Below are 26,803 nucleotides of genomic sequence, written 5' to 3'. Positions count from 1 at the left end.
GGAAGCTCTACGCCATGACAGTGTTACTCGAAGAAACGGTCCCCGGTGGCGGTCATGCATCGCTGATCGTCAAGCGCGGACAGTCGCTCTGCATCACCGATATTCGCGGCGGCGCGAACGTCAGCGTGATGATGGTCAACGCGGCCGAAAAGAGCGAGCGGCTCAATCTGCCGGATTCGCTGAAGTGCCAGCACACCGCGAAGCTCACCACGGGCCATTGCCTCTATTCCGACATGGGGCGCGTCCTGGCCGCCATCGTTGCGGATACATGCGGCTGGCACGACAGCATCGGCGGGGTATCGAATGCGCAGGAAGTGTTCGAACGATACGGCGCGGGCCGCTATCAGGAGTTGCGCAACGGCTTCTATCGCAATGGCACCGACAACCTGCTCGTCGAGATGAGCAAGTGGGGCCTCGACGTTTCCGACCTGCTGATGACGCTCAATCTCTTCAGCCGCATCGACGTGACGAGCGATGGCGCGCTCGCCTTCGTGCCCGGCAATTCGAAAGCGGGCGATTACGTCGAACTGTATGCGCCGATGAACACGCTCGTCGTGCTGACCGCGATCCAGCATCCGCTCGATCCGCATCCCGAATACTCGCCGAAGCCCGTCAAGCTGGAACTGAAGGAATCGCATCCCGAAGTCGCGGAAATCTGCCGTACCGCATGCGAAGAGAACGTGCGCGGCTTCATCAACACCGAACGCTTTTTCCTTTGAGCGAACCTGAGAGATGAGCAACATGACCCAAGCGCTTACCGTCAGTGAAAAACATCCAGAAAGCGCGGTGTATCGCGAAACGCTCGCCGCGGGCGAACCGTGGCTGCATGAAGTGAAAGCGGGGCAGACGCTGCGCATCGTCGATCTGGAGGGCAATCAGGCCGTCGATACGCTCTTCTACAGCCTTCACGATCCGCGCGAACGCTTCGATCCGCAACGCACGTTGCGTAGGCAGCAGAGCCTCTATCTGACGTCCGGCTCGGTGCTGTATTCGAATCTCGGCAATCCGATGCTGACGATCGTCGCCGATACCTGCGGCCGTCACGACACGCTCGGCGGCGCATGTGCGCAAGAGAGCAACACGGTGCGTTATGCGCTGGAAAAGCGCTACATGCATAGCTGCCGCGACAACTTCCTGCGTGCATGCGCGCACGACGGACGGCTCGCGAAGCGCGATATCGGCGCGAACGTCAACTTCTTCATGAACGTGCCGGTGACGGCCGAAGGCGGCCTGACCTTCGAAGACGGCATCTCGGCGCCGGGCAAGTATGTCGAGCTGCGCGCGGAGATGGACGTCATCGTGCTGATCTCCAACTGTCCGCAACTGAACAATCCGTGCAACGCCTATAACCCGACACCCGCGGAGCTGATCATATGGAACTGAAGCGCATTCGCAGCTGGATCTATCACGTCATGCTCGTTCGCTCGGGACGCTGCTGCACGACCACGCGCGAACAACTGAACCGAAGCTATCGCTGAAGCGATCGCGGCCGCGGACGACCGCGGCTCGCCATGCTCACGGCGGGACGGCCCGCCTCCGAACGACCCTTCCCTTTCCATGTTCGAGAAGATCCTGATTGCGAATCGCGGGGCGATCGCCTGCCGCATTCTCAGAACCTTGCGCGCGCTCGATGTCACCGGCATCGCCGTGTATGCCGAAGCGGATCGCGCTAGCCGCCATGTAAGCGAAGCCTCGATTGCGCATTCGCTCGGCGACGGTCCCGCCGCGACGACCTATCTCGACACGGCGAAGATCCTCGACATCGCGCGTGCCGAAGGCGTGCAGGCGATTCATCCCGGCTACGGCTTTTTGTCGGAGAACGCGGCGTTCGGCGAAGCGTGCGAAGCGGCGGGCATCGCGTTCATCGGACCGACGCCCGCGCAATTGCGCGCGTTCGGCCTCAAGCACACCGCCCGCGAAATCGCCGCGAAGGAAGGCGTGCCGATGCTCGAAGGCACGGGCCTCCTCGACGACTTGCCGTCCGCGCTCGCTGCGGCAGAGCGCATCGGCTATCCGGTGATGCTGAAGAGCACGGCGGGCGGCGGCGGCATCGGCATGCGCGTGTGCTGGAACGCGGGCGAACTCGGCGCGCATTTCGACGCCGTGCGCCGTCTCGGCGAGAACAACTTCAGCGACGCGGGCGTGTTCCTCGAGAAGTACATCGAGCGGGCGCGGCATCTCGAAGTGCAGGTCTTCGGCGACGGCCAAGGCGACGCCATCGCATTGGGCGTGCGCGACTGCTCGGTGCAGCGGCGCAATCAGAAAGTGCTCGAAGAAACGCCCGCGCCATCGTTGCCCGAAGGCGTATCGGCTGCGCTGTGCGATGCCGCGATCCGTCTCGCGAAGGCCGTCGATTACCGGTCGGCCGGCACGGTCGAATTCGTCTACGACAGCGCGGCGGAACGGTTCTATTTCCTCGAAGTGAACACGCGTTTGCAGGTCGAGCACGGCGTCACCGAGCAGGTCTGGGGCGTCGATCTCGTCCGCTGGATGATCGAACTCGCCGCTGGAACGCTCGCGCCGCTTTCCTCGCTGATGGCGGGCCTGAAGCCGCGCGGCCACGCGATCCAGGCGCGCCTGTACGCGGAAGATCCGGGCCGCGACTTCAAGCCGAGCCCCGGCCTCGTGACCGATGTCGCCTTCCCCGTAGCCGATGGCCGCGCGCTGCGCATCGATACGTGGATCGAAGCCGGATGCGAAGTGCCGCCCTACTTCGATCCGATGCTCGCGAAAATCATCGCGTGGTCGCCGACGCGCGACCAAGCGCGCCACGCGCTCGACGAGGCGCTCGCGAACACGCGGCTTTACGGCGTGGAGACGAATCGCGACTATCTGCGGCAGATCATCGGCGACGCGCCGTTCGCGTCGGGCGAGCCGTGGACGCGCTGCCTCGAAGCGCTGAAGTATCGCGCGAGCACGATCGACGTCGCGAGCGGCGGCACACAGACGACGGTGCAGGACTATCCGGGCCGGCTCGGCTATTGGGCGGTCGGCATTCCGCCGTCGGGACCGATGGACGACCGCTCGATGCGCCTCGGCAATCGTCTCATCGGCAACGCCGCCGACGCCGCCGCGCTCGAAGTGACGATGAGCGGCCCGACGCTGCGCTTCAATACCGATGCGGTGATCGCGATCACGGGCGCTGACATTCCCGTCACGCTCGACGATATCGCGCAGCCGATGCACACCAGCATTCATGTCGCGGCGGGCTCGACGCTCGCGCTCGGCACCATCCGCGGCGCGGGCGCGCGTGCCTATCTCTGCGTGCGCGGCGGCTTCGATGTCGCGTCGTATCTCGGCAGCCGCAGCACGTTCACGCTCGGCCAGTTCGGCGGACACGGCGGACGCGCGATCCGCGCCGGCGACGTGCTGCACGTCTATCCGCTCGGCGACGCGCAAGCAGGCGCGACGCTCGGCGATGCGCTGCGCCTCGAACCTGTTCGCACGATCCGCGTCATCTATGGTCCGCATGGCGCGCCCGAGTATTTCAGCGCGGCGTATATCGAACGCTTCTTCGATACCGAATGGGAAGTGCACTTCAATTCGAGCCGTACCGGCGTGCGCCTGATCGGGCCGAAGCCCGAATGGGCGCGCGAGGACGGCGGCGAGGCGGGCCTGCATCCGTCGAATATTCACGACAATCCGTATGCCGTCGGCGCGATCGACTTCACCGGCGACATGCCCGTGATCCTCGGCCCCGACGGCCCGAGCCTCGGCGGTTTCGTGTGTCCGGTGACGATCATCGAAGCGGACTTGTGGCAGATCGGCCAGTTGAAGGCGGGCGACAAGGTGCGCTTCGTTCCCGTCGAGATCGGCGAAGCGCGTGAGGCCGCGCGGCGGCGGCGTCGTGAAATCGAATCGCTCGATATCGAACGCGGCGAAGTGACCGAACGACGTGCGGCGCTGACCTCGCCCATCGTGCTCGATAGCGGATCGGGCCGCGAAAGACTCGTCGCGCGCGTGTCCGGCGATACGCATCTGCTGCTCGAAATCGGCCCGGCGGAACTCGATCTCGTATCGCGCTTTCGCGGTCATGCGCTGATGCAGTCGCTCGAATCGCAGGCGCTTCCCGGCGTGATCGATCTGACGCCCGGCATCCGCTCGCTGCAGATTCATTACCGGCCCGACGACTTGCCGCTCGCGCGTCTGCTTGCGATCGTCGAAGAAGCGTGGGCGCAAGTGCTGCTGCAAGGCGATCTGCGCGTGCCGTCGCGCATCGTGCATCTGCCGCTTTCGTGGGACGACCCGGCGTGCAGGCTCGCGATCGACAAGTACATGACGACGGTGCGCAAGGATGCGCCGTGGTGCCCGAGCAATCTGGAGTTCATCCGGCGCATCAACGATCTCGATTCCATCGATGCCGTCAGAAAGATCGTCTTCGATGCGAGCTATCTCGTGATGGGTCTCGGCGACGTGTATCTCGGCGCGCCGGTCGCGACGCCGCTCGATCCGCGTCATCGTCTGGTGACGACGAAGTACAACCCGGCGCGAACGTGGACGGCGGAGAACTCGGTCGGCATCGGCGGCGCGTATCTGTGCGTGTACGGCATGGAAGGTCCGGGCGGATATCAGTTCGTCGGACGCACGTTGCAGATGTGGAACCGCTACGCGCAGACCGCGGATTTCTGCGGCCAGCACTATCTGCTGCGCTTCTTCGATCAGATCCGCTTCTACGAAGTGTCCGCCGACGAACTCATGCGCATTCGCGCGGATTTTCCGCTCGGGCGCTATCCGCTGCGCATCGAGGAAACGGAGCTGTCCTTGCCGGACTATCAGGCGTTTCTCGCAGACGAAGCGTCGAGCATCGATGCGTTCCGCACGCGTCAGCAAGCGGCGTTTCAGGCCGAACGCGAGCGCTGGCGCGAAGCGGGCGCATCGGAAGACGCGCAGGATGCGCCACTCGTCGATGACACCGAACTCGCACCGCTCAAGGCTGGCGAAGTCGCCATCGACAGCGAGATCGCGGGCAGCCTGTGGCAAGTGAAAGCGGCCCCTGGCGATGAAGTCGCGGCGGGCGACGTGCTGCTCGTCATCGAGTCGATGAAGATGGAGATTGCCGTCTGCGCGCCGTGCGCGGGCACCGTCGCCGCGATCCATGTCGCGCCGGGTTCTCCGCTGCGCGCGGGACAGCGCATCGCGGTCATCGAACGTCACTGAATCTATCCAACGGAAAACCATGTCGACATTCGATCTGCGTCTCTCCACGCTGCGCCGCGAATATCGCGAAGGCTCGCTCACGCCGCGCAAGCTCATCGCCCGGTTGCGCGACAAAGCCGCCGCGCTCAATCCCGAGTTCAATCTCTTCATCCATCTGCTGACGGAAGAAGAGATCGCGCCTTTCGTCGATCGGCTCGAAGGCCACGATCCGGACAGTTTGCCGCTCTACGGCATTCCGTTCGCGATCAAGGACAACATCGACCTCGCGGGCATCGAAACGACGGCGGGCTGTCCCGCGTTCGCTTACACGCCCGATGAATCCGCGACGCTCGTCGGCCAGTTGATCGCGCTCGGCGCGATTCCGCTCGGCAAGACCAATCTCGACCAGTTCGCGACCGGTCTCAACGGCACGCGCTCGCCGTATGGCAAGTGCCGCAACAGCGTGCATCCCGGGTATCCGTCGGGCGGATCGAGCGCGGGGTCGTCGCTTGCGGTCGCGCTCGGCGTCGCGAGCTTCGCGCTCGGCACCGACACGGCCGGATCGGGACGCGTGCCTGCCGCGCTGAACAATCTCGTCGGCCTCAAACCGACGAAAGGATTGCTCTCGACCGCGGGCGTCGTGCCGGCATGCCGCACGCTCGACTGCGTGACATTCTTCACGGCAACCGCCGCCGAAGCCAGCGAACTGCTCGCGCTGACCGCGCGGCACGATCCGCGCGACGCATACAGCCGACGCAATCCGCAATGGAACGCGGCGCGTGCGTTCGGCACGCCGCACGCGTTCCGTTTCGGCGTGCCCGCGCAACTGGAGTTCGCGGGCTGCAGCGAAAGCCCCGCATTGTTCGCGCAAACGCGTGCGCTACTCGAAGCAGCGGGCGGCGAAGCGGTCGAGATCGACTTTCAGCCGTTCGTCGAGGCGGCGCAATTGCTGTATCAGGGACCGTGGGTTGCCGAGCGCTATAGCGTGACGGGCGAGTTGATGACGACGCAGCCGGATGCCGTGCTGCCCGTCATTCGCGATGTGCTGGCGAAAGCGCCGGGCGCGACTGCCGTGGAGCTGTTTCGCGCGCAGTATCGGCTTCAGGATCTGAAGGCGCTATGCGATGCATCGCTCGATACGCTCGACTTCGTGCTCACGCCGACGTATCCGCGACCGGTGACGCTCGCTGAACTGGAGCGCGATCCCATCGGCCCGAATTCGCTGCTCGGCTACTACACGAACTTCATGAACCTGCTGGACTATGCGGCGGTGGCCGCGCCCGCCGGCTTCATGGAGAACGGATTGCCGTGGGGCGTGACCGTCTTCGGCCGCGCGTTCACGGATCAATATCTGCTCGGCGTCGCCGATCTGCTTCAGCGCAGAAGCGGCATGCGCTGCGTCGGGGGAGGCGAAGTCGATGCGAGTCCGCACGGCGCGGCGGCCAACGATCGCATGACGGTCGCGGTATGCGGCGCGCACATGCAGGGCTTGCCGCTCAATCGCGATCTCGTCGCGCGCGGCGCGCGTCTCGTGCGGGCGACGCGCACCGCGCCTTGCTATCGGCTATGCGCGTTGCCCGCATCGGCCGACGGCACGCGCAGGCCAGGCATGTGGCGCGTCGCGGACGATGGCGTCGGCATCGCCGTGGAGGTCTGGGAGATGCCGAGCGCGGAATTCGGATCGTTCCTCGCGACGATTCCTTCTCCGCTCGGGCTGGGCAAGGTCGAGCTGTCGGACGGTTCGTGGACGGCCGGTTTCATCTGCGAGCCGTACGCGGTGCAATCCGCCGAAGACATATCGGCGTTCGGCGGATGGCGCGCGTGGCTCGACGGTCGGCATCTTCAAGCCGCGTCTGGTTGATCGATCGGATTTGTCAACGCGCAGTCTGCAGCGAGCGCAAGGCCCGGCAAAGGAAAAGCGGATTCATGTCGCCAGAGAGGAATCTTGCGCGACGTCGCGGTGAATCCCGCACGCCTTTTTGAGCGAAGCGCCGAAGATGAGCCAGAGTGCGAGCGAGCCTGTCGATACGCCTCCCAGCACGAAGAACGCCGTTGCATAACCGAAATGCTGCGCGAGCACGCCGCCCAGTGCCGGGCTAAGCGCAGCGCCCATGCCCTGCACGGTCATCACGACGCCCTGCCCCACGTTCACTCGTCCGGTTCCCCGCAGCAAGCGCACGACCAACGCGGGGACCGCGACGCTTTGCAGACCCGCGCCGATTCCGTCGAGCGCCTGCACGGGCCACACGCCCCATGCCGCGATAAACATTCCCGCCACGAGTCCGCGCGCCGGCAGCGCGAGAAACGTGATCAGGATCACACCCCAGTAGCCGATTCGCTGGATGAGGCGGTTCGCGAAGATCGCCGCGACGACCATCACGAGTTGCGCAATCACGATGGTCTGCGCAGTGAACGCACTCGGATCGCCCTGATGCGCCGCCACGACCGCGAGCCCGTAAAGCGGCAGCATCGCCGCGTTGCCGAGATGGAACATCGCCAGCGAGGCGGCCAGGAGCAAGATGGGCCGGCACGTCAGCAGCACGCGAAATCCGCTCGCCTGTTCATGCCCGGTCGGGGACGAACTGCTCAAGCCGCGCGCGCTGTCGTGATCGATCGCATCGCGCTGGATGAGCAGCGTCGAAATCACCGTCATCGCGCCGAACACGCCCGCGAGCACGAACACCGCGCCGAACCCATAGCGCCATCCGAGCCAGCCGGACAGCGCGGCGCCTACGACGTTTCCCGCGTGATTGGCCACCTGATTGCGGCCGAACTGCCTGTCGAATCCTTTCTCGCGCACGATTCCCAGCGTGACGCCGGCGACGGCGGGACCGAGCGCAGCGCCCGTGACCGCGGTGAATATCTGCGATGCAGCGACCATCCCGTAGCTGTGCGATACCCATAGGACGAGCGATGCAAGCGTCGTCATCACGCCTGCGATGACGATGACGCCGCGCTTGTGATGCGTCGCATCGACCAATGCGCCAGCCGGGGACGTGGCCAGCATGCCGGCGATGCCGCCCAACGTCATGACGGTCCCGATCGCATCCGCATGCCAGCCGTGCGCCTGCAGGAAAACGCCGAGAAACGGCCCGATGCCCGCCTGCACGTCCGCCATGAAGAAGTTCAGCCCTTCTAACGCATATGAGGGATTCATGGTTCACCAATGACGTCCGTTTCGTTGGGCCTTGGTCGGTTCCGAGCGCGGGCTTCGCTTTGAGACTTTGGGATCGCCCTCAACCGTTTTCGGGCGCGTCGACGAGCTGGGCGATTTCATCGACCTCGATCGTCCGACCATGCCTGTTCCTGACGCCGTGCCCCCAGGCGTGGACATGCGCGCCCGGACTCAGGTAATCGGCCAGCTCGGCCGCGGCGTGCGGTGGCATGCGCAACGAGGTGCCATCGTGGAGCAAGGCGCCGCGCAATTCGCCTTTCGGTCCGAAGAGCGACAGCAGGACCTCGCCCGACGCTTCCATCGCCTTGCGCTCGACATGCGGTCTCTGATGCGTTTCGCCGTTAGCGTGCGGACCTTCGTCGCGAATGAGCACACCGCTTTTCGATTTCAGCGAGACAGCGGCGATGATGTCCGCGTCTCGCGGCTTTGTCCCGCGCACGCGGACCTGATCGCCCGGCGCGACATGCCGCGCGAGTTCCTTCGATAGATGCGGTGGAAAATGAACCTGACGCGAGCCGAGCACGAGGCCGTCGATTTCTCCGTGTGAATTGAGCAGAAAACGTGTCACCTTTCCGCGGGTCTCGGGAAGGCTGGCGGGATCGATCCAATGCATGTCGCTACTCCTGAATGAGCGTGAGTGGGTAGGTCAGGCTTGCGCCGATCAGGGCGCTGTCGGCGGACGGTCGTAAATCTGCGTGAGATTGCCCGGCGAACCGAACGACGTCGCCTGAAGCGCCGTGCCGTATTGATTGCGCGTGCCATAGCCGCGCGCCGAAACCGTGGCTCCTGTTCGAACCAGGCTTCCGAACTGCTGTGCGACCGGAGGCGTGAGTTTGATGACCGTGCCATCGGAGAGAATCACGCCGTCGGGCTCGCCACGCGGCGCGGTCGTCACGTGCGCCACCTGCCCCTGCGCACTGAGGCGCGAGAGACCGGCGCCGCGCAGTTCCCGCGGAAGTGGTAGCGCGCCGGGCATCGGCGGCTGATCGATCAGTTGCTGTCCACTTCGCGTGTCGGCGATGCGTTGCGCGATGAAGTTGCCGCCTTCATCGCGCCAGCCGCTCAACTGCACGCTGTCGCCTTGGCGAACCGTCGAAGTCAGTTGCGCGCTCATGTGCGGCGGGAACCGTACGAGCGTCCCGTCGCTGGCGAGAAAGCCGTCGACGTCGCCATCGGGATTCGTCAGAAAGCGCGCTACGGTCGCTTGCGTCGTGGTCATCGAGGCCGCATTGGAGATCGGTCTCGGGGCCGGGCCCGGAGGCCGAGGCGGCGGCGCGTCTGCGGAGACCGGCGGCGGGGGCGGCGGCGCCGTCACAGCGCTCGTTTGCGCTGCGCAACTCGCGCTCATCGCGAGGGCGGCGGCAAGGCTCGTCGCGCCGAGCAGGCGAACGGCGATTCGTCGATTGGCTGGCTGGGTCGATTGCATGTTTCACTCCTTTCGCGTGGCGCGGAGTGTTCTGCAAGTGCTATGCCATTCGAAGAATGCTGAAGACTTCGACGTCTTGCGCGAACGAAGATCGTCGATGTGTCAACGAAACGGACATCGCCTGTCCGATTCGTTGACACTCGTTTCCCTACGACGACGCGTCGGACATTCCGAGACTCGTCATCCGCGTATAGAGCGACTGACGGCTGATGCCGAGCCTCCTTGCCGCCTCCGCGCGGTTGCCACCCGACGCAGCCAGCGCGTGAGTAATCAGCGCGCGTTCGAGCCGCGCAACGGCTTCCGTAAGCGGAAGCTCGAGCAGCGCTGGCGGAATTGCCTCGCCGGTTTTGTCTTTTGCCGCAACGAGAAACGCGAAATCTTCGCGTGTGAGCACTTGCCCCGGCGCAAGCGCACTCGCCCGCTCGATCGCGTTGGCCAGTTCGCGCACGTTCCCTGGCCAAAGGAAAGTGGCCAGAAGGCGCTGGGCATCGGCGGAGAGATGCTTGCGCGTCGCTTCGGTCGATGCAGCTTCCAGAAAGTGCTCGGCAAGCGGCAGGATGTCGGCCACACGCTCCCGTAGCGGGGGCATGTGCAACGGGATCACGTTGAGGCGAAAGAGCAGGTCCTGTCGAAACGTGCCCGCCTCGACCATCGCGGCAAGATCGCGATGCGTTGCCGCGATCACGCGCACATCGACCGATATTGTCCGGTTCGTTCCGAGCGGCGTGACTTGCCGTTCCTGTAGCGCGCGCAGCAGTTTCGCCTGCATGGAACGCGGCATGTCGCCGATCTCGTCGAGAAACAGCGTGCCGCCGTGCGCCTCTTCGATCCGGCCTTTGCGCTCGCCCTGAGCGCCGGTGAACGCGCCTCGCGCGTGCCCGAAGAGTTCGCTTTCGAGCAGGTCTTCGGGAATGGCCGCGCAGTTCACCGCGACGAAGGGACCGTTCGCGCGCGCCGAGGCGCGATGGAGCACGCGAGCGGCCACTTCCTTGCCGGTCCCGGTCTCGCCGGTGATCAGCACGGTCGAGTTCGTTCCCGCCGCGCGGCCCAGGCGCTTCTGCACGTCGCGCATGGCTTCGCTTACGCCGAGCAGTCGCGGCTCGCGAGAAGTCACGTCGTCGCTGAATGCGGGCGTGAGGGGGGAGCTTCGCTGCGCCGATAGTATCCGCTCCAGCAGCGCGACGATCTCATCGCGTCCGACCGGCTTGGTCAGATGTTCGAACGCGCCGAGCCGCATCGCGCCGATGGTGTTGTCGCTCGTGGCGTGGGCCGTCAGCATGACGACGGGCACGGCTTGCAGCTTCGCGATCGCACGCAGTGACTCGAGCACCGCAAGACCGTCCGCGCCCGGCAAGCGGAAGTCGAGAAAGATGCACTCGGGCGCCGGGTTCGCGCGCAGCCAATGCAGTGCCTCTTCGCCGGAGCGCGCCTCGATCGCCCGGTGGCCGAGGTCTTTCACGGTTTCCACGAGTCCTTCGCGGAAGGCATCGTCATCGTCGGTGATTAATATGGTCGCCATGGCAAGTCGATCACGAAGCACGTCATGTTCGAGTCGTCGTCGAGATAAGCACGTCCGCCGTGCGCCGACGCGATCTCCCGCACGACGGCAAGGCCCAGGCCGGACCCGTCGGGCCGCCCCGTCACGAATGGCTCGAAGATCCGTTCGCGCTCGGCCGCGCCGACGCCGGGACCATTATCGATGACCGTGAGCCGAAGCCGCTTCCCGTTCGCCGACTCGACGCCGCGTGCGCCGAGCATTACCTGCGTGCCAGACGGCGCGTGCCTCAGCGCGTTCAGGATGAGGTTGTCGAGCGCGCGCGCCAGTTGCACGGGATCGAAGATCGGCATGCCTGCGTCTTGGTCGACGTCCACATCTTTGCCGAGCGCGATGCCACGGCGTTCGGCGCCCGGCTCATGCGTATGAATAATGTCGTCGAGCCATGCGTGCAGGCTGACCTCACGCGTCTGCAGCGAAACGGGCTGCGTCAGCGCGAGCAGGCTCGTCACCTGCGACTCGATACGGCCCACCTGCTCGATGATCGACCTCAACGCTGCTTCGCGGCGCGCAGCATCGCCTGCCAGCGCGTTCTCGGCCTTCAGACGCATGGCGCCAGCCGGATTGCGAATTTCATGCGCGATTTGCGCCGCCATTTTGCCGAGCGTGCTGAACCGTTCGGCCTGTGCGAGCTGGGCGTTCAGTGCGTCTGCGTCCCGCTTGAGCTGCTCCGCACGCGCGACGTAGCGGTTGAGGGCTTCGACGATCTGATCCAGATCACGCTCGCCCAACCGTTCCAGCCGTTCGCCGCGCTCGAACTCGCCCTCTGGCGCAAGCGCGCGTTCAAGCCGGGTCAGGTTGTGCTTCCAGCGCTTGAGCGTCAGCGCCAGAAACACGGCGAGCACGACGATGACCGAGAGCACGCCGGCGAGGATGGCCGCTGCGCGCTGTCCGTATGGCCCGAGCGGCGGCCGCGCGCGCGTGAGCGTCCAGGCCAGCAGGCCCGCTTGGCGCGGCACGGGGCAAGCGATCGCGATGACGGCGTCCGTTCCGCTCGAAACGACATCGGCGCGCATCTGTCCGATGCTGGCTGCGTGCTGAAGCGTGCGCAGGATAAGCGGTGTCTCCGCTTCGGGAACGTCTCGTTTCATGCCGCTCCCGCCATAGGTCGGAAAGGCATAGGCCAGGAAGCCGTTCGGCGCGCCGGATGCCGGCTCTTTCGCCCAGAACCCGCCTTCGATGCCCTCGGTCCGTATCAGAACCAGATCGAGCACCGCGTGCATGAGATCGACATTGGTTTCGTCGGGATGCTGCATGGACATGTCGTAGCGCGAGGCCACCGCCTCGCATGCTGCAGCAGCCTGCTCCTTCGCGACGACCACGCGTTCCCCAAGCGCCGACGAAAGCGTGAGCCATACGGCACCGCTCAAGAGCCCGCACAGAACGGCGACCAGAAGCCAGAGCGTGAAGAGTTGAGTTGAGAACGACGGTCTCGGCATGGACGGTCTACGGGCGAGCCAAAGTGAGCGCGTTGGGAAGCAAGTATTCTGCCATCGACAGAATCCATCCACGTTCCGCGCTTCGTCGCCATTCTTCCCCGCTACCTCTGGAGGTAGCGACCATCGCCGCGTGGCGTATCGGCGCGCATCGGTTCGGGAACTCGAGCGACATCGCGGACGAAAGCTCCGTCACGCGCACTTCATATACGCGTGGTTAGCTGCGTGCGCGGCAGCAGAGCGCCTCAACCGCCGTCCTTCATCTCGCGCAGATGCTTGTAAACCGTCGCGCGGCCCATTCCGAGCACCTTGGCGACATAGTTCGCCGAGCTCTTGCCTTTGAATGCGCCCTGCGCGTGCAGCGCCTCGACGAGCTCACGCCGATGATCGCGCGTGAGCGAGTTGAGCGCGATCTGCCGCTCGCGCAGCCAGCCATGCAGGAAGGTGTTGATGCGCTCCTGCCAGTCGTCCTTGAAAAGCTCGACAGGCTGCGCGACGACGCCCGCGCCACGCAAAAAGAGATCGAGCGTCGAGCGCATCTCGTCGAACGCCGCGATGTTGAAATTGATGCACATCACGCCCGCGGCATTGCCCGCGTCGTCGAAGAGCGCCGTGCTCACGCAGCGCATGCGGCGTCCGTCCCAGTTGAGCTTTTCGTACGGACCGACGAGGCGCTCGCGCGCGGTCTGCTCGACATCTTCGAGCGCCGAGTCGTCGCCGATCTCGCGCTTCGAGAGATTGTTCGACAGGTACGCGATGGTCTGGTCGGAGAGATCGTGGATCACCACTTCCGCATAGGGGAAGAAGAGCGTCGTGATGCTGTCCGCGATGTGCGCGTAGCGCGCGAGCAGCGATTCGCGAGCGGCGTCATCGGGCTTCGGCGTCTTGCGTCGGGGCATGGAAGTCGGCATGAGTTCGGAACGGCGAATGGCGATGATACCGCTAGGCCGCCGCGCGCTGCTTCGCGAGATGAACATACAGCGCGTGCGCGACCGCGATGTCCTCGAGGCCGAGCCCGATCGAGCGGAAAAACACCGCGCGCTCATGCGAAGGTGCGGGACACGCGCCGCGCGCAAGCTCTGCAAGATCGCCGCGAATCGCATCGGGCGACCAGCCGTGACGCTCCCGCGCGATCACCATTTCGCCGGCGCTCGCGGGCGTCGTCCGCCGATAGTCGCAGTAGACATCGAGCGCGTTCAGCGCGGCGGCGTCGATCTCGTGCGCGCGCGCGACGTTCGTGCTGATGGAGGTAATAAGCGCAGGCTTCGTGAGCGCATCGAGCGCGAGCACCGGCGTGCCCGATGATGTGCACAGCATCACGACATCCGCATCGCGCACGCACTCGTCAACCGACGCCGCGACGCGCACACGCGCATCGAGCGCCCGCAGCGCGTCCGCACGCTCGCCATCGCTTGCGAGGCGCGGGGAATGGATGCGGATCTCCGACCATCCGCGCAACGGCGCGACATGCCGCAGATGCGCGAGCGCGACGCTTCCCGATCCGATGACCGCGAGCCGCTCGCTCGATACGCGCGCGAGCCGGTCGACCGCGAGCGCCGTCGTGCCCGCCGTGCGCTCGGTGGTGAGGAGCGCGGAATCGCACCACATCAGCGGCGCGCCGGTGCGCATCGACATGAGCGCGGTCCAGGCGGTGACGATCGGCGCGCCAGGCTGCGCGATGTAGGGCGAGAGCTTCGCGCCGAAGACCTCGTGCTTCGCCCAAACGCCGAGATAGGTGATGAAATCGCCGGCATCGCGCGGAAACAGCGTGAGCGTCTGCGGCGGCTGAACGGCTTCGCCATCACCGAGCGCGGCGAACATGTCTTCGAGCGCGCCGCGGATATCGAGCGAAGGCAGCGCCCGCCTCACTTCCTCTTCGTGAACGATGAAAGGAATCTGCGCGCCGGGCGCGGCCTCGCGCGCTTCTTCGGGCAAGGAAATCATTCGAAAACCTCCGGTTCGTGGCCGTTGAGCGATTGCTTCGTGACTGCTTCGACGTAGACTATTTTGTCCATTCTAGACTTTTATTTTATTTTTCGTCTATATTTCGATTGGGCGCGCGGGCATCTCCGCGCGCCTGGCGCAAGACAGAGACGGTGCGGGTTCACAAACGACCTTGGTGACGACAATGAACTGGAAGATGATCTGCTTCGCGGGCGCGGCGAGCCTCGCGTTCACAATTGGACTGGCGCACGCGGAGTCGCAGACCTTGCGATTCGGCGTCGAGGCCTCCTATCCGCCGTTCGAGAGCAAGACGCCGGCGGGCCAGCTCGAAGGCTTCGACATCGACATCGGCAACGCTGTGTGCCAGCGCATCAAGATGAAGTGCGTATGGGTGGAGAACAGCTTCGACGGGCTGATTCCGGCGCTGCAGGCGCGCAAGTTCGACGCGATCAATTCGGCGATGAACATCACCGACAAACGCAGGCAGGTGATCGACTTCACGCCGCCCGTCTATGTCATGCCGATCCAGATGGTCGCGCGCCGCGACGCGAAGCTGCAGCCGACACCCGCGAGCCTCAAGGGCAAGTCCGTGGGCGTGCTGCAAGGCTCGACGCAAGAGGATTACGTGCGCAAGCACTGGGCGAGCGAAGGCGTGCAGGTCGTGACGTACCAGAGCCAGGACCAGATCTTCGCGGACCTGAGCGCCGGACGGCTCGACGGCGCGGTGCAGGAAGTGCAGACCGCCATCGACGGTTTCCTCGCGAAACCCGAGGGCAAGAACTTCGATTTCGCGGGCGCCGCCCTCACCGACCCGTCCACGCTCGGCGAAGGCACCGGCATCGGCTTGCGCAAGGACGATGCGGCGTTGAAGGCGAAGGTCGTCGCGGCGCTCGACTCGCTGAAGAAAGACGGCACACTGAGCGCTTTGTCGCAAAAGTACTTCAAACGCGACATCATTGCGAAATAGGCACTTCATCAGGCATCGGAAAAAATGGCTCAGGACGTGATCGTGCTCGGCGCGGGCATCGTGGGAGTGAGCGTGGCGCTGCATCTGCGGCAGCGCGGATGGCAAGTGACGCTCGTCGATCGCCGCGCGCCCGGCGAGGCGACGAGCTTCGGCAATGCGGGCCTGATCGAGGCGTCGTCGGTCGTGCCTTATGCGTTTCCGCGCGACTGGGGCACCGTGCTCAAGTTCGCGATGAATCGCTCGACCGCGCTGCGCTACGACCTGCGCTCGCTGCCCGCGTATGCGCCGTGGCTCACGCGGTTCTGGTGGGAATCGGCGCCCGCGCGTCTGGCCGCCGCCGCGCGCGACATGCTGCCGCTCATTCAGCGAAGCGTGGCCGAGCATGAGGCGCTGATCGCGCGGGCAGGTCTCGCCGATCTCGTGCGGCCCACCGGCTGGCTCGAAGCGTATCGCTCGCGCGAGCAGTTCGAGCGCGAAGCAAGCGCCGCCGAACGGATCGCGCGCGAGCACGGGCTCGGCTTGAAGGTGCTCGATGCCGAGGCGCTGCATCGGCTGGAGGCATCGCTCGATGGCGGATACGCGGGCGCGATGCACTGGACCGATCCGCGCAGCGTCATCGATCCGGGCGCGCTGACGAAGGGCTATGCGGCGCTATTCGAGCGCGAGGGCGGACGCTTTCTGAGCGGCGACGCCGCGACGCTCGAACCATCGGGCAGCGGCTGGCGCGTCATGACGTCGAGCGGACCGGTCGAAGCGCGGGCGGCGGTGGTGGCGCTCGGCGTATGGTCCGGCGACCTCGTGCGCCGGTTCGGATACCGCATCCCGTTGATGGCCAAGCGCGGCTATCACATGCACTACGCACCCGACGGACGCGCCGCGCTATCGCGGCCGGTGGTCGATATCCAGAACGGCTACGTGGTCGCGCCGATGCGGCGCGGCTTGCGTCTGACTACCGGCGTCGAGCTCGCGAGCCCTGACCGGCCGCCGAGCCCCGTGCAACTCGAACGCGCGGAGCGGATGGCGCGACCAGTGTTCGGCCTCGGGGCGCGCATCGACGAGTCGCCGTGGCTCGGGCTTCGGCCCTGCACGCCGGACATGCGGCCGGTGATCGGACCGGCGGATCGCCATCGCGGGCTCTGGTTCGCGTTCGGGCACGCGCATCACGGCCTCACGCTCGGTCCGGTGACGGGCAGGCTTGTCGGCGAGCTGATGAACGGGGAAGCGTGCTTCACCGATCCAGTTCCGTATCGCGCGGGCAGGTTCTAGCACTTGTCGAGCGGCGAACGTTTCCGATCCGGCGCAGCATCGCCCGCGCGATCGAGCACGCCGTCATGGCCTACCCGGAAGCGCGTTTCTTGGCCCTTCAGACTGCGCCATCGCATCGGTAATGTATGTGTCATGCATTGTGGAGAACACGCATGGACACATCGATCGTTTTTCGACACCTCGATACCCCCGAAGACTGGACGCGCGCCTTCGAAGTAATGAAGGAACTCCGGCCGCACCTTACGGACCCCGATACGTTTTGCGCACAACTGCGCCGTCAACGCGAGGAAAGCTATCGGCTGCTGGCCGCCTGTGACGACGAAGGCGCGATTCTCGGCCTCGCCGGGTATCGAACGCAGACGAACACGCTGTACGGACGCTTCGTCTATGTCGACGATCTCGTCGTCACGGCGCGTCTGCAAGGCAGCGGCATCGGTGCCCGTTTGCTGGACACCGTCCGCGGGATCGCACGGGACGAACACTGCGCCCGCTTCGTGCTCGACACCGGCCTGCATATGGCGCTCGCACAGCGCTTTTATTACCGCAACGGCCTGCTCGCCAAGGGCATGCATTTTGTGCAGACGCTGGCTGTGCCCGGCGAGGAGCGCGCGCGATGAAAGTGCTCTTCATCAACGCGAGCCCGCACGGCGACGCGAGTCACGGCTACCGGCTCGCGCTCGAAATGATCGATACGTTGCGCAAGCGTGCGCGCGTGGATACCGTGAAACGCGATCTCGCCGCAACGCCGCTGCCTCCGCTCACGCAGGACTACGCGCGCGCCATCACGTCGCGCCATCCGGACGAAGCGCAGTTCGACATCTCCGAACAATTGATCCGCGAAATTGAAACCACCGACACGCTCATCATCAATACGCCGATGCACAACTTCACCGTGCCCGCCGCGCTGAAGCTATGGATCGACTACGTGCTGCGCATTCACCGCACGTTCGTTTCGACGCCCGAAGGCAAGGTCGGTCTGATGCGCGACCGGCCCACGTTCGTGATCGTCGGTTCCGGCGGATTTCATGGCGGTGAGCTTGCGCGTCAGCGAGACTTCCTTACGCCGTACCTGCGTTACGCGCTCGGTTCGATCGGCTTGCAGGACCTGCGCCTCGTGACGCTCCAAGGCCTCGTGCGCGGCAGCGAAGCCGTCGCACAGGCGCTCGATCTCGCGCGCGAGGACATCGCGAGGCACGCGCTCTTCGCATCCGACGGCGACACCGTCACGCCCTAACCGTCATACGCCCGGCGAAGCATGCGCGCGAGACGCGCCGCTTCGCCGGCATCGGCGACATTCGCGAAGCCGACGACGATACCGCGCAACGTTTCCTTGCTTCGCCCGTTGAGATACCACGCGGACAGCGCGAGCACCGCGAGACCCGCCTCCCGCGCGCGGGCGGACATCGCCAGATCGTCGACGGGACCGTCGCGATCCGCACGGAAGATCGCGACGAGATGCATGCCGCCCGTCGGCAACCCGATGCTCACGCGATCTCCGAACGCCTTCTGTATCGCCGTCGCAAGCCACTCGCGCCGTTGCGCATACAGCGCGCGCATGCGCTTCAGATGCCGCGCGAAATGCCCCTGCGCGATGAAGTCCGCCACGGCCGCCTGATAAAGATACGGCGAGCCCGCGTTCATGCTCGCCGTGACCTGGCCGAAGCGCTCCACGGCCCGGCCGGGCGCGACCACATACGAGAGCCGCAGGCCCGGAAAAAGCACCTTGCTGAAGGTGCCGCAATAGATCACGCGATCGTCGCGATCCAGGCTCTTCAGCGCCGGCAACGGGCGGCCCGCGTAGCGGAACTCGCTGTCGTAATCGTCCTCGACGATCCAGCCCTGCGCGCGGCTCGCCCAGTCGAGCAGCTTCATGCGCCGCGCGAGCGACAGTGTGACGCCGAGCGGACTCTGATGCGCTGGCGTGACGAACGCGAAACGCGCATCGGCCGCGAGCGCGATGCCGGCATCGACGTCGAGCCCTTCGTCATCCGTCGGCACGGGCACGAGCCGCATGCCGGCATCGAGAAGAAAGTTACGCGCGAGCAGATAGCCGGGCTCTTCGAACCACGCGCGATCCTCCGGTTTCGCGAGACCGCGCAGCACGAGTTCGAGCGTCGCGCGATAACCGTTCGTCACGAAAACCTGCTGCGGATCGCACGCCACGCCGCGCGACAGGCCGAGATATGTCGCGATGCGTTCGCGCAACGGCCGATATCCGGCGGGATCGGGATAGGCAAGCGTGGCGAGATCGCCGCTGCGCGCGCGATGCGCGACGAGACGGCTCCATACCTTGCGCGGAAAGGCATCGAGCGCGGGCAGACCCGGACGCAGCGGCTTCGCATCGTGGCCGATCTCGGCGGCCGGTTCGGCGCGCGTTGCGCGTGCCGTGCGCGGCGCGTTCCCGCGCTCGCGGTCCTTGCGCGCGCCCGACGGCGTCGCGGCTTCGGGCAGCGACGACGACACGAACGTGCCCGCGGCGCCGCGCATCTGCAGATAGCCTTCGTCGACGAGAATGGTATAGGCTGTTTCGACGGTGCCGCGCGCAATATTCAGTTGCGTCGCGAGGCCGCGCAACGCGGGCACGCGGTCGCCGGGTTTCAGATGACCCGCCGCAATGGCCGTCTTGAAGCGCTCGCAAATCTGCAGGTAAATCGGCGCGGCCTCATGCCGGTCGATTGCTATCTTCAACGCATGGTCGGCTGATGGCATGACATGTCTCATGGACTAGTTCGATCGACGATTCTTGTCCCTTTTCGCTAAGCCATGATTCTCACACAATGACTTCACGTTCACTGTCTTTTCACTTTAAGCACGAGGTGCATCATGAAGATCGTCGTCATGGGAGGTTCGGGTTTGATCGGCGCGAAAACGGTCGCGATCCTGCGTTCGAAGGGTCACGAGGCCGTCGCCGCTTCGCCGCGCAGCGGTGTGAATGCCGTAACGGGCGAAGGATTGCATGAAGCGCTTCGCGATGCGCAAGTGGTGATCGATCTGACGAACGCGCCTTCGTGGGCGCCGGACGACGTCATGGCCTTCTTCCGCGCATCGGCGACGAATCTCGGCAAGGCCGAGGCCGCGGCGGGCGTGCAGCATCATGTGGCGTTGTCGGTCGTCGGAACGGACCGCATGCCGGACAACGGCTATTTCCGCGCGAAGGCCGCGCAGGAGAAGCTGATCGCCGAAGCGGGCGTGCCGTATTCGATCGTTCGCGCGACGCAGTTCTACGAGTTTCTCGGCGGCATCGCCGATGCCGGCATGCAGGACGGCAAGGTGCATCTGTCGCCGGGACAGTTTCAGCCGATCGCCGCGGACGATGTCGCCGCGATCGTCGCGGATGTCGCGCTCGGCGCGCCGCTGCTCGGCATCATCGATATCGCGGGGCCGGAGCGTGCGCCGCTCAATCGGATCATCGGCCGGTATCTGAAGGCGAAGGGCGATGTGCGCGAGATCGTCGTCGATCCGGACGCGACGTACTTCGGCGGCACGATCAGCGAAGACTCGCTCGTGCCGACCGGCGAAGCGCGTCGCGGCGGCATCGGTCTGGATGAATGGCTGGCACGCGCGCACGCGTGAGTGTGACGGCGGGCGCCGCCGTGCCCGGCGCCCGCTTCGGTTGCGCTTTTCGGATGGTCAGAGATATTCGACGTTGCCGTCGACGCTGATGGCTTGTCCCGAGATGTTGCGCGCCGCCGGCGATGCCAGGAACAGCGTCATCGCTGCGATATCGTCGACCGTGACCATGCGGCGCAGCGAAATCTTCTTCAGGTACTGCGCTTTCATTTCATCGAAGCCGACGCCCGCCGATTCGGCGCGCGCGGCGATCACCTTGTCCATGCGCTCGCCCTCGACGACGCCCGGCAGGATCGCGTTGACGCGGATATTGCTCGGCCCGAGTTCGACGGCCAACGACTTGACGAGACCGACGATCGCCCATTTCGTCGATGCATACGGCGTACGGTACGCATAACCCAGCCGGCCAGCGACGGACGACATCGCGATGATGCCGGGGCGATCCGACGTCTCCTTGAGCAGCGGCACCGCGCGACGCAGGAAATAGTATTGGCTGTTGAGATTCGTCGCGATGGTTCGCTCCCAATCGTCCGGATCGATGGCTTCGATCCCGGCAGTCGGACCCGCGATGCCCGCATTGTTGATGAGCAGGTCGAGCCCGCCGAGCCGCGAGCGCGCGTCGTCGATGACGCTATCGACTTGCTCGCGCGCGCCGACATCGGCGACACCGGCATGCAGCTTCGGATTGCGCGCTTTGGCGCCATCGACCGCCTGCTGGTTCACGTCGCAGATATAGACTTGCGCGTCGGCTTGCACGAATGCGTCCGCGATTGCAGCGCCGATGCCGGCAGCCGCGCCCGAGATGAGTACGCGCAAGCCCGGGACCGGTTTGAGAAGCTCAAAAGTATTCATGTTCGATATCGACATTCGTTCGGTTCATCAGCGAGCGGGAGAAGCATCGGCGACGGGACGCTGCGCGGCGTGAATCGATTTCGCGAGCAGCGGCACCAGCAGCAAGCCCAGCACCGAGGCAGCCACGACGACGTTGAAGCCCGCATCGCTTCTGCCGGTCATCGTTTCGGCGAGCCCGAAAAGATAAGGTCCGACGAAGCCGCCCAGCAAGCCGATCGTGTTGATGAACGCGAGGCCGGCCGCCGCTTGCACGCCTTGCAGCCGCTTCATCGCGACGGCCCAGTACGACGGCAGAATGCCGCCTGCAAAGAAGCCCGTGATGCCGAGCAGCGTAATCTGCACTGCCTGATTCCGGCTGGCGAGGAACGCACACGCACTGACGACGACGCCCGCGGTCAGCACGCCGAGAAAGCCGCATTCGTTGCTCACACGGCGATGAATGCGCGGAAGGGTCAGCACGCCGAGCAGAAAGCCGATGCCGACACTGCTCGACAGAACGCCGACGAGAATCGGCGAGCTCACATGCATCTGCGCGACGATCGACGGCGTGAAGAAATACAGGCCGACGAACGCCACCTGATTCAGGAAGTAGATGAGCGCGATCAGCACGGTCGTCGGGCGCTTGAGCGCGGCGAGCCAGTCTGCCGTGGTGAGGTCCGCGTGTCCGTGCGTGTCGATGACCGCGTGCGTTTCGAGCGCCTGCGCTTCCTGCGCGGACAGCCACTTCACTTCGGACGGACGATTCGGAAGCTTGAAGAACAGCACGATGCCCAACACGATGGTCGGCAAGCCTTCGAGCAGGAACATCCACTGCCAGCCGTGAAGACCGCCGATGCCGCCGAGCTGCATCAGACCCGCGCCCAACGGATTGCCGATGATGAGCGCGATCGACGGCGCGGTGTAGATCCATCCGACGGCAACGGCGCGGTCTTTGGGCGCGAACCAGAGCGTCACCATGTACATCAGCGCGGGGAACAATCCCGCTTCGGCGACGCCCAGCAACACGCGCAATATGTAGAAGGACCACTCGCCCTGAACGAACATCATCGCGGTCGAAAGCGCGCCCCACGTCACCGCGATTCGCGCGATCCACGCGCGCGGCCCGACGCGATGCGCGATCAGATTGCTCGGCACTTCGAGCAGCGCATAGCCGATGAAGAAGATGCCGGCGCCGAGTCCATACGCCGCGGCGCTGATGCCGAGGTCGGCAGCCAGGGCGCTCTTGGCGAGCGCCACGTTCGTGCGATCGATGAACGACAGGAAGTAGATTCCGCACATCAGCGGAAGCAGTCTTGCCATGGCCTTGCGAGTCGCAAGCCAATGCGTTTCTCCGAGGCTGTGGTCAACAGTAGCGGCAGTCATGATGTCTCCAGATTTGACTTCTTCGAGTCAGAGCGAAACGTTGTCGCGCCCTTTGAGCCCGAGCATGGCTCGCGCATCGGCGGGTGTCGCGATGTCGAAAGACAACTCTTCGAGAATGCGGCGAATCTTGCGGACCTGTTCGGCATTCGATTTCGCCTTCACGCCTCGCGACAGGTAGACGCTGTCTTCGAGGCCGACTCGCACGTTGCCGCCCATGATCGCGCCCATCGTCACCAGTGACATCTGATGACGCCCGGCGCCGAGAATCGAAAGATGGTAGTTCTCGCGTCCGAAAAGACGGTCGGCAGTCGCGCGCATCATCGAAAGATTCTCGGGATCGTGGCCGATTCCGCCGAGAATGCCGAACACGGATTGGATGAAGAATGGCGGCTTGATCAGCCCGATATCGATGAAATGCGCGAGGCTGTACAGATGCCCCACGTCATAGCACTCGAATTCGAAGCGCGTTCCATAGTCGCGGAATTCGGTGAGGATGTTCTTGATGTCGCGGAACGTGTTGCGGAAGATCATGTCCTCCATGCCTTCGACATAATCCTTCTCCCAGTCGAAGCGCCACGAAGACATCCTCGCCGCGACGGGATGAAGCGAAAAATTCATCGAGCCCATGTTCAGCGAGCACATTTCCGGCTTCGCCACGCGTGCGTAAGCGAGGCGCTCGTCGAGCGTCATGCGCGTGCTGCCGCCCGTCGAAATGTTGATGACGGCGTCGGTTTGCGCGGCGATCGCGGGCACGAATCGCCGGAATATTTCGGGCGATGGCGTCGGGCGGCCGTCTTCCGGATTGCGCGCATGCAGATGAAGAATCGCGGCCCCGGCCTCGGCGGCTTCGAGCGCCTGATGCTTGATGTCATCGGGCGTGATAGGCAGATATTCCGACATCGACGGCACATGCGCCGAACCGGTCACGGCGCAGGTGATGATGACTTTGCTGCTCGGATTGCTCATTGAATGTCCTTCGGAAACGCGCTCGATGGGCGAGCTTCGGCAATACCCCGGCGCGCCTGAACGAGGCAAGCGCGGGAGGACGCCGTTGGAAAACGTAGGGCGGAACGGGAAACGACCGTGCGGCCGGCTTAAGCCGGCGGCGACGAACTGACGTGAAGTTGGCGTTGCATGGCTGTCTCCGATGGATTCGCGAGTCGCGCATTCGCGATGCGGACTCGTCTTGTTACGGTGATAGTAGTGGGATACGATGCGCTGCGAAAGGTCATATTCGGACAAGGTGGTGTCCCCGCAGGACACACGAGGAGGCGCTGTGTCGTCGAGACTGCCACTGTTGAACGAGCGCATCTATGCGCCCTACAAGATCGCCGCGCTGGTGGACGTGCTCGCTGAGCAAGGCATTGCGCCGGCGGACAGCCTGAAGGGAAGCGGCGTTGCGCCCGAGGAGATCTACGATGCCTCGGTGATGACGTCCGTCCGGCAGTACGCCGCTGTATGCAGCAACGCCGTCGCGCTTTCCGCCGATCCGCGAACGCCGTTCAAGACGGGCGCGCGGCTGCATCTGGCCGCGTATGGCATGTACGGCTACGCGCTGATGTCGTGCCTGTCGCTGCGCGATTACTTTCGGCTCGGCGTCAAATACCATCGGCTCGCGACGCCGACCATCACCATCGAATGGCACGAACATCCGGACACGTCGGTATGGACGTTTCCCGACGCGTTCACGTCGCCCTTCCCGCATGACGTGCAGCAGTTCCTGCTCGAACAGCAGTACACGCAGCATGTGACGCACTTGCAGGATGTCGCGGGCAGAAGCTGTCCGCCGATGCTCGCGCGCTTCTCGTATCCCGCGCCGCCGCACGCCTCCATCTATCCGGAGTATCTCGGCTGCCCATGCGAGTTCGACGCCGACGAATGTCAGCTCATCTACGACGGCGCGATACTCGAACTCAAGCCTCATCTCGCGGACAGGCACTCCGCCGCGCTTCTGCAGGAGACGTGCGACAGGCTCATCGGACAGGCGAAGACATCGACCGGTGTTTCCGGCGAGGTCTATCAGGTTCTCATGCGCAAGCCGGGCGAGTTCCCCGGCATGGAGACCGTCGCTAGCGCGTTGAAGATGACGAGCCGCACGCTGCGTCGACGGCTCGAGTCGGAAGGCACGTCGTTCGTCGCCATCGTCGACGATGTGCGGTGCTCGCTCGCCACCGAGTATCTGAAGACGACGAAACTGAGCACGGACGATGTCGCCATGCTGGTCGGCTTCACCGACACCGCCAATTTCCGCCGGGCGCTGAAGCGCTGGACCGGCAAAGGCCCCGCCGAAATTCGCGAGCAGGAGTGACGCCGGCCGCGCAGGCTTTTCATTCGTTACTTCAGACAAAAATGGGTTCGACGGCGCACATACGTAACCTTACAGAAATATAACAATGCACTCACTTCGCGGCAGTGGCGAATGAGCGAAGGCTGAACCGAGGAGTGTGCGAAATCTGAATCCGTCGAATTGCGATCGATCGCATCGACCGGATCGAGCAGTCGCGGACTCGAAAAAAACATCAACACTCGTGTGCCAGGGGGACCGTCGGATGCTGCATTCTCACTTCTTCGATTCTGCTGCGAACCAGCCGGACAGCCCTGCGTTATGGGTCGATGAGCGTCTTTACAGCTACCGCGAGATTGAAACCCGGGTCCGTCGCTTGTCGGCGGGACTGGCGGCGTTCGCACGAAGCACCTGCACGAGCCGATGCCTGCTGTTTGCATATCGCAGCGTCGGCGCGTATGTCGGCATCCTGGGCATTCTCGATGCCGGCATGGCCTATGTGCCACTCAACCCGAAGATGCCGGCAGCGCGGATCGCGGCGATCATCCGGCAATCCGGCGCGCCGTTGATGCTCGTCGATCGGCGTTGCGCCGAGTCGCTCGATGAAGTGCTGTCCCTGCTCGACGAACCTCCGCAGATTGTCCTGCTCGACGCAGACGCGGAAGAATCGCAACTTCCATCCCCTGCTTTCTCGCTCATGCAGAGCCGAGGCGCCGCGCACGACATCGCCTACATACTTTTCACGTCCGGTTCGACGGGATCGCCGAAGGGCGTGCCGATCACGCATGCGAACGCCGATGCGTACGTGAACGGCCAGTTGCAACTGGTCGACAAGGTGCGCGATGCGCGTTACATGCAGCTATGCGAGCTGAGCTTCGATCCGTCCGTGCATGACATGTTCGTCTGCTGGGCGAACGGCGGCTGCCTATATGTGCCCGAAAACGTCGATCCCGTCGGTAACGCGAGCTTCGTCCAGACGCACCGGATCACGCATTGGTGCAGCGTGCCATCGGTCGCCGGCATCATGCAGCAAATGCGCAAGCTGCCAGCGGGCGCATTTCCGAGCATTCGCGTGTCGATGTTCGGCGGCGAGCCGTTGCCTCGCTCGCTCGCGCAGGCGTGGATGCGTGCCGCGCCGAACAGCCGGCTGCTGCACATGTACGGGCCCACGGAAGCGACCGTCGCCTGTACGTGCTTCGAAGTCACGCCCGAATTCCTGGACGATCCGCAGCACACGGTCATACCGTTGGGCCAGGGCCTGCCCGGCGTGGAACTCATGATCGTGGATGCCGAGCTCGAACCGGTCGCCCCGGGCCAGACGGGCGAATTGCTGATCGCGGGACCGCAGCTTGCCGAAGGCTATCTGTCGTCCGACGAACCCGGCAATAGCCGGTTCATCGCGATGAACTATCCGGGCAAGACCGCGCATCGCTGGTATCGATCCGCCGACGCCGCGCGCGAAACGACGCCACACGGGATCGTGTTTCAGGGCCGTCTCGATACACAGGTGAAAATCCGCGGCCACCGGCTCGAGCTGGAAGAAGTCGAACATGTCGTGCAAGCGGCCAGCCACGCCGCGTCGTGCGCGGTTGTCCCGTGGCCGCTCGACGAAGTCGGACGAGCAACCGGCCTCGTCGCGTTCGTGACGAATCCGGAAGTCGAGACCACGCATGTTTGGCGGGCGTGCCGGCAGCGTCTGCCGGTCTATGCGATGCCGCAACGGATCGTCATCATCGATGCGTTCCCGCTGACGGTGAACGGCAAAATCGACAGAAAGGCGCTCGCGGAATATTGCGCGCGCGGCGAGGTCGCGGCGTGAGGCGTGGGGCG

At 64.7% G+C, this 26,803-nt stretch carries 22 protein-coding genes; 11 read left to right on the top strand and 11 right to left on the bottom strand.

Annotated elements, in window-relative coordinates; genetic code table 11:
• Window positions 1-14: 14 nt before the first annotated feature.
• The 4 genes from NCT05_RS30480 (at window position 15) to atzF (ending at window position 6,997) form a co-directional block, all read left to right on the top strand.
• Window positions 15-719, top strand: a complete 705-nt coding sequence (locus NCT05_RS30480) for an urea amidolyase associated protein UAAP1 (RefSeq protein WP_033536001.1) — start codon at window positions 15-17, stop codon at window positions 717-719.
• A 22-nt stretch (window positions 720-741) separates the two neighbouring features.
• On the top strand, window positions 742-1,383 hold the full coding sequence (locus NCT05_RS30475; protein WP_008346571.1) for an urea amidolyase associated protein UAAP2: 642 nt from the start codon (window positions 742-744) through the stop codon (window positions 1,381-1,383).
• Window positions 1,384-1,557: 174 nt separating this feature from the next.
• Window positions 1,558-5,157 carry an urea carboxylase gene (gene uca, locus NCT05_RS30470; protein ID WP_250503906.1) on the top strand — a complete coding sequence of 1,200 codons (3,600 nt, stop codon included), beginning with the start codon at window positions 1,558-1,560 and terminating at the stop codon, window positions 5,155-5,157.
• A gap of 19 nt (window positions 5,158-5,176) precedes the next feature.
• Entirely contained in the window at window positions 5,177-6,997 is a 1,821-nt protein-coding gene (atzF, locus tag NCT05_RS30465; RefSeq protein ID WP_250503905.1) for an allophanate hydrolase, read from the top strand.
• A gap of 63 nt (window positions 6,998-7,060) precedes the next feature.
• On the opposite strand, the gene NCT05_RS30460 is transcribed toward atzF, so the two are convergent.
• From NCT05_RS30460 to NCT05_RS30430, 7 genes are all read right to left on the bottom strand, one after another.
• Window positions 7,061-8,293, bottom strand: a complete 1,233-nt coding sequence (locus NCT05_RS30460; protein WP_250503904.1) for an MFS transporter — start codon at window positions 8,291-8,293, stop codon at window positions 7,061-7,063.
• Window positions 8,294-8,372: 79 nt separating this feature from the next.
• Window positions 8,373-8,924 (bottom strand): hypothetical protein, encoded by a 552-nt coding sequence (locus NCT05_RS30455; protein ID WP_250503903.1) that lies wholly within the window; start codon window positions 8,922-8,924, stop codon window positions 8,373-8,375.
• A gap of 48 nt (window positions 8,925-8,972) precedes the next feature.
• Window positions 8,973-9,737: a hypothetical protein gene (locus tag NCT05_RS30450; RefSeq protein WP_250503902.1), complete on the bottom strand. Its 765-nt coding sequence runs from the start codon at window positions 9,735-9,737 to the stop codon at window positions 8,973-8,975.
• A gap of 148 nt (window positions 9,738-9,885) precedes the next feature.
• Window positions 9,886-11,256, bottom strand: a complete 1,371-nt coding sequence (locus NCT05_RS30445) for a sigma-54-dependent transcriptional regulator (RefSeq protein WP_250503901.1) — start codon at window positions 11,254-11,256, stop codon at window positions 9,886-9,888.
• Window positions 11,241-12,731, bottom strand: a complete 1,491-nt coding sequence (locus NCT05_RS30440) for a sensor histidine kinase (RefSeq protein WP_250503900.1) — start codon at window positions 12,729-12,731, stop codon at window positions 11,241-11,243. The genes NCT05_RS30445 and NCT05_RS30440 overlap by 16 nt, the downstream gene beginning before the upstream one ends.
• A gap of 242 nt (window positions 12,732-12,973) precedes the next feature.
• Entirely contained in the window at window positions 12,974-13,627 is a 654-nt protein-coding gene (locus tag NCT05_RS30435; protein WP_284507589.1) for a helix-turn-helix transcriptional regulator, read from the bottom strand.
• Between the two features lie 43 nt (window positions 13,628-13,670).
• Window positions 13,671-14,672 carry an ornithine cyclodeaminase family protein gene (locus tag NCT05_RS30430; protein ID WP_250503899.1) on the bottom strand — a complete coding sequence of 334 codons (1,002 nt, stop codon included), beginning with the start codon at window positions 14,670-14,672 and terminating at the stop codon, window positions 13,671-13,673.
• Window positions 14,673-14,856: 184 nt separating this feature from the next.
• On the opposite strand from NCT05_RS30430, the gene NCT05_RS30425 reads away from it, so the two are divergent.
• From NCT05_RS30425 to NCT05_RS30410, 4 genes are all read left to right on the top strand, one after another.
• Window positions 14,857-15,639, top strand: coding sequence for an ABC transporter substrate-binding protein (locus tag NCT05_RS30425; protein WP_008346553.1), 783 nt, complete (start codon window positions 14,857-14,859; stop codon window positions 15,637-15,639).
• Window positions 15,640-15,663: 24 nt separating this feature from the next.
• Window positions 15,664-16,905: an NAD(P)/FAD-dependent oxidoreductase gene (locus NCT05_RS30420; RefSeq protein ID WP_250503898.1), complete on the top strand. Its 1,242-nt coding sequence runs from the start codon at window positions 15,664-15,666 to the stop codon at window positions 16,903-16,905.
• 152 nt (window positions 16,906-17,057) lie between these two features.
• Window positions 17,058-17,522 carry a GNAT family N-acetyltransferase gene (locus tag NCT05_RS30415; protein ID WP_250503897.1) on the top strand — a complete coding sequence of 155 codons (465 nt, stop codon included), beginning with the start codon at window positions 17,058-17,060 and terminating at the stop codon, window positions 17,520-17,522.
• Window positions 17,519-18,139, top strand: a complete 621-nt coding sequence (locus NCT05_RS30410) for an FMN-dependent NADH-azoreductase (RefSeq protein ID WP_250503896.1) — start codon at window positions 17,519-17,521, stop codon at window positions 18,137-18,139. Before NCT05_RS30415 ends, NCT05_RS30410 begins: the two co-directional genes overlap by 4 nt.
• Here NCT05_RS30410 and pdxR read toward each other — a convergent pair.
• Window positions 18,136-19,614, bottom strand: a complete 1,479-nt coding sequence (gene pdxR, locus NCT05_RS30405; protein WP_250503895.1) for a MocR-like pyridoxine biosynthesis transcription factor PdxR — start codon at window positions 19,612-19,614, stop codon at window positions 18,136-18,138. The genes NCT05_RS30410 and pdxR overlap by 4 nt on opposite strands.
• A 114-nt stretch (window positions 19,615-19,728) precedes the next feature.
• Here pdxR and NCT05_RS30400 point away from each other — a divergent pair, with 114 nt between their 5' ends.
• Complete coding sequence (locus NCT05_RS30400) at window positions 19,729-20,478, top strand: SDR family oxidoreductase (protein WP_250503894.1); 750 nt, start codon at window positions 19,729-19,731, stop codon at window positions 20,476-20,478.
• Between the two features lie 57 nt (window positions 20,479-20,535).
• Here NCT05_RS30400 and NCT05_RS30395 read toward each other — a convergent pair whose 3' ends face one another.
• The 3 genes from NCT05_RS30395 to kce are packed head-to-tail and all read right to left on the bottom strand — an operon-like array spanning window position 20,536 to window position 23,655.
• Window positions 20,536-21,327 (bottom strand): SDR family oxidoreductase, encoded by a 792-nt coding sequence (locus tag NCT05_RS30395; protein WP_008346542.1) that lies wholly within the window; start codon window positions 21,325-21,327, stop codon window positions 20,536-20,538.
• 27 nt (window positions 21,328-21,354) lie between these two features.
• A complete protein-coding gene (locus tag NCT05_RS30390) occupies window positions 21,355-22,689 on the bottom strand; it encodes an MFS transporter (protein ID WP_033536003.1) in 1,335 nt (444 codons plus the stop codon).
• 27 nt (window positions 22,690-22,716) lie between these two features.
• The gene (gene kce, locus NCT05_RS30385; RefSeq protein ID WP_008346539.1) at window positions 22,717-23,655 is read right to left on the bottom strand and encodes a 3,5-dioxohexanoate:acetyl-CoA acetone transferase; all 939 of its coding nucleotides are present in this window, start codon (window positions 23,653-23,655) and stop codon (window positions 22,717-22,719) included.
• A gap of 310 nt (window positions 23,656-23,965) precedes the next feature.
• Here kce and NCT05_RS30380 point away from each other — a divergent pair, with 310 nt between their 5' ends.
• Window positions 23,966-24,997, top strand: a complete 1,032-nt coding sequence (locus NCT05_RS30380; RefSeq protein WP_175980168.1) for an AraC family transcriptional regulator — start codon at window positions 23,966-23,968, stop codon at window positions 24,995-24,997.
• Window positions 24,998-25,238: 241 nt separating this feature from the next.
• On the top strand, window positions 25,239-26,792 hold the full coding sequence (locus NCT05_RS30375) for an amino acid adenylation domain-containing protein (protein WP_250503893.1): 1,554 nt from the start codon (window positions 25,239-25,241) through the stop codon (window positions 26,790-26,792).
• The last annotated feature ends 11 nt before the right edge of the window (window positions 26,793-26,803 follow it).

This window comes from Caballeronia sp. AZ7_KS35 (assembly GCF_023631045.1).
Taxonomy (GTDB): Bacteria; Pseudomonadota; Gammaproteobacteria; order Burkholderiales; family Burkholderiaceae; genus Caballeronia; species Caballeronia zhejiangensis.
Note: the sequence above shows the minus strand (reverse complement) of the source record. Positions and strands in the feature narration are given on the sequence as shown.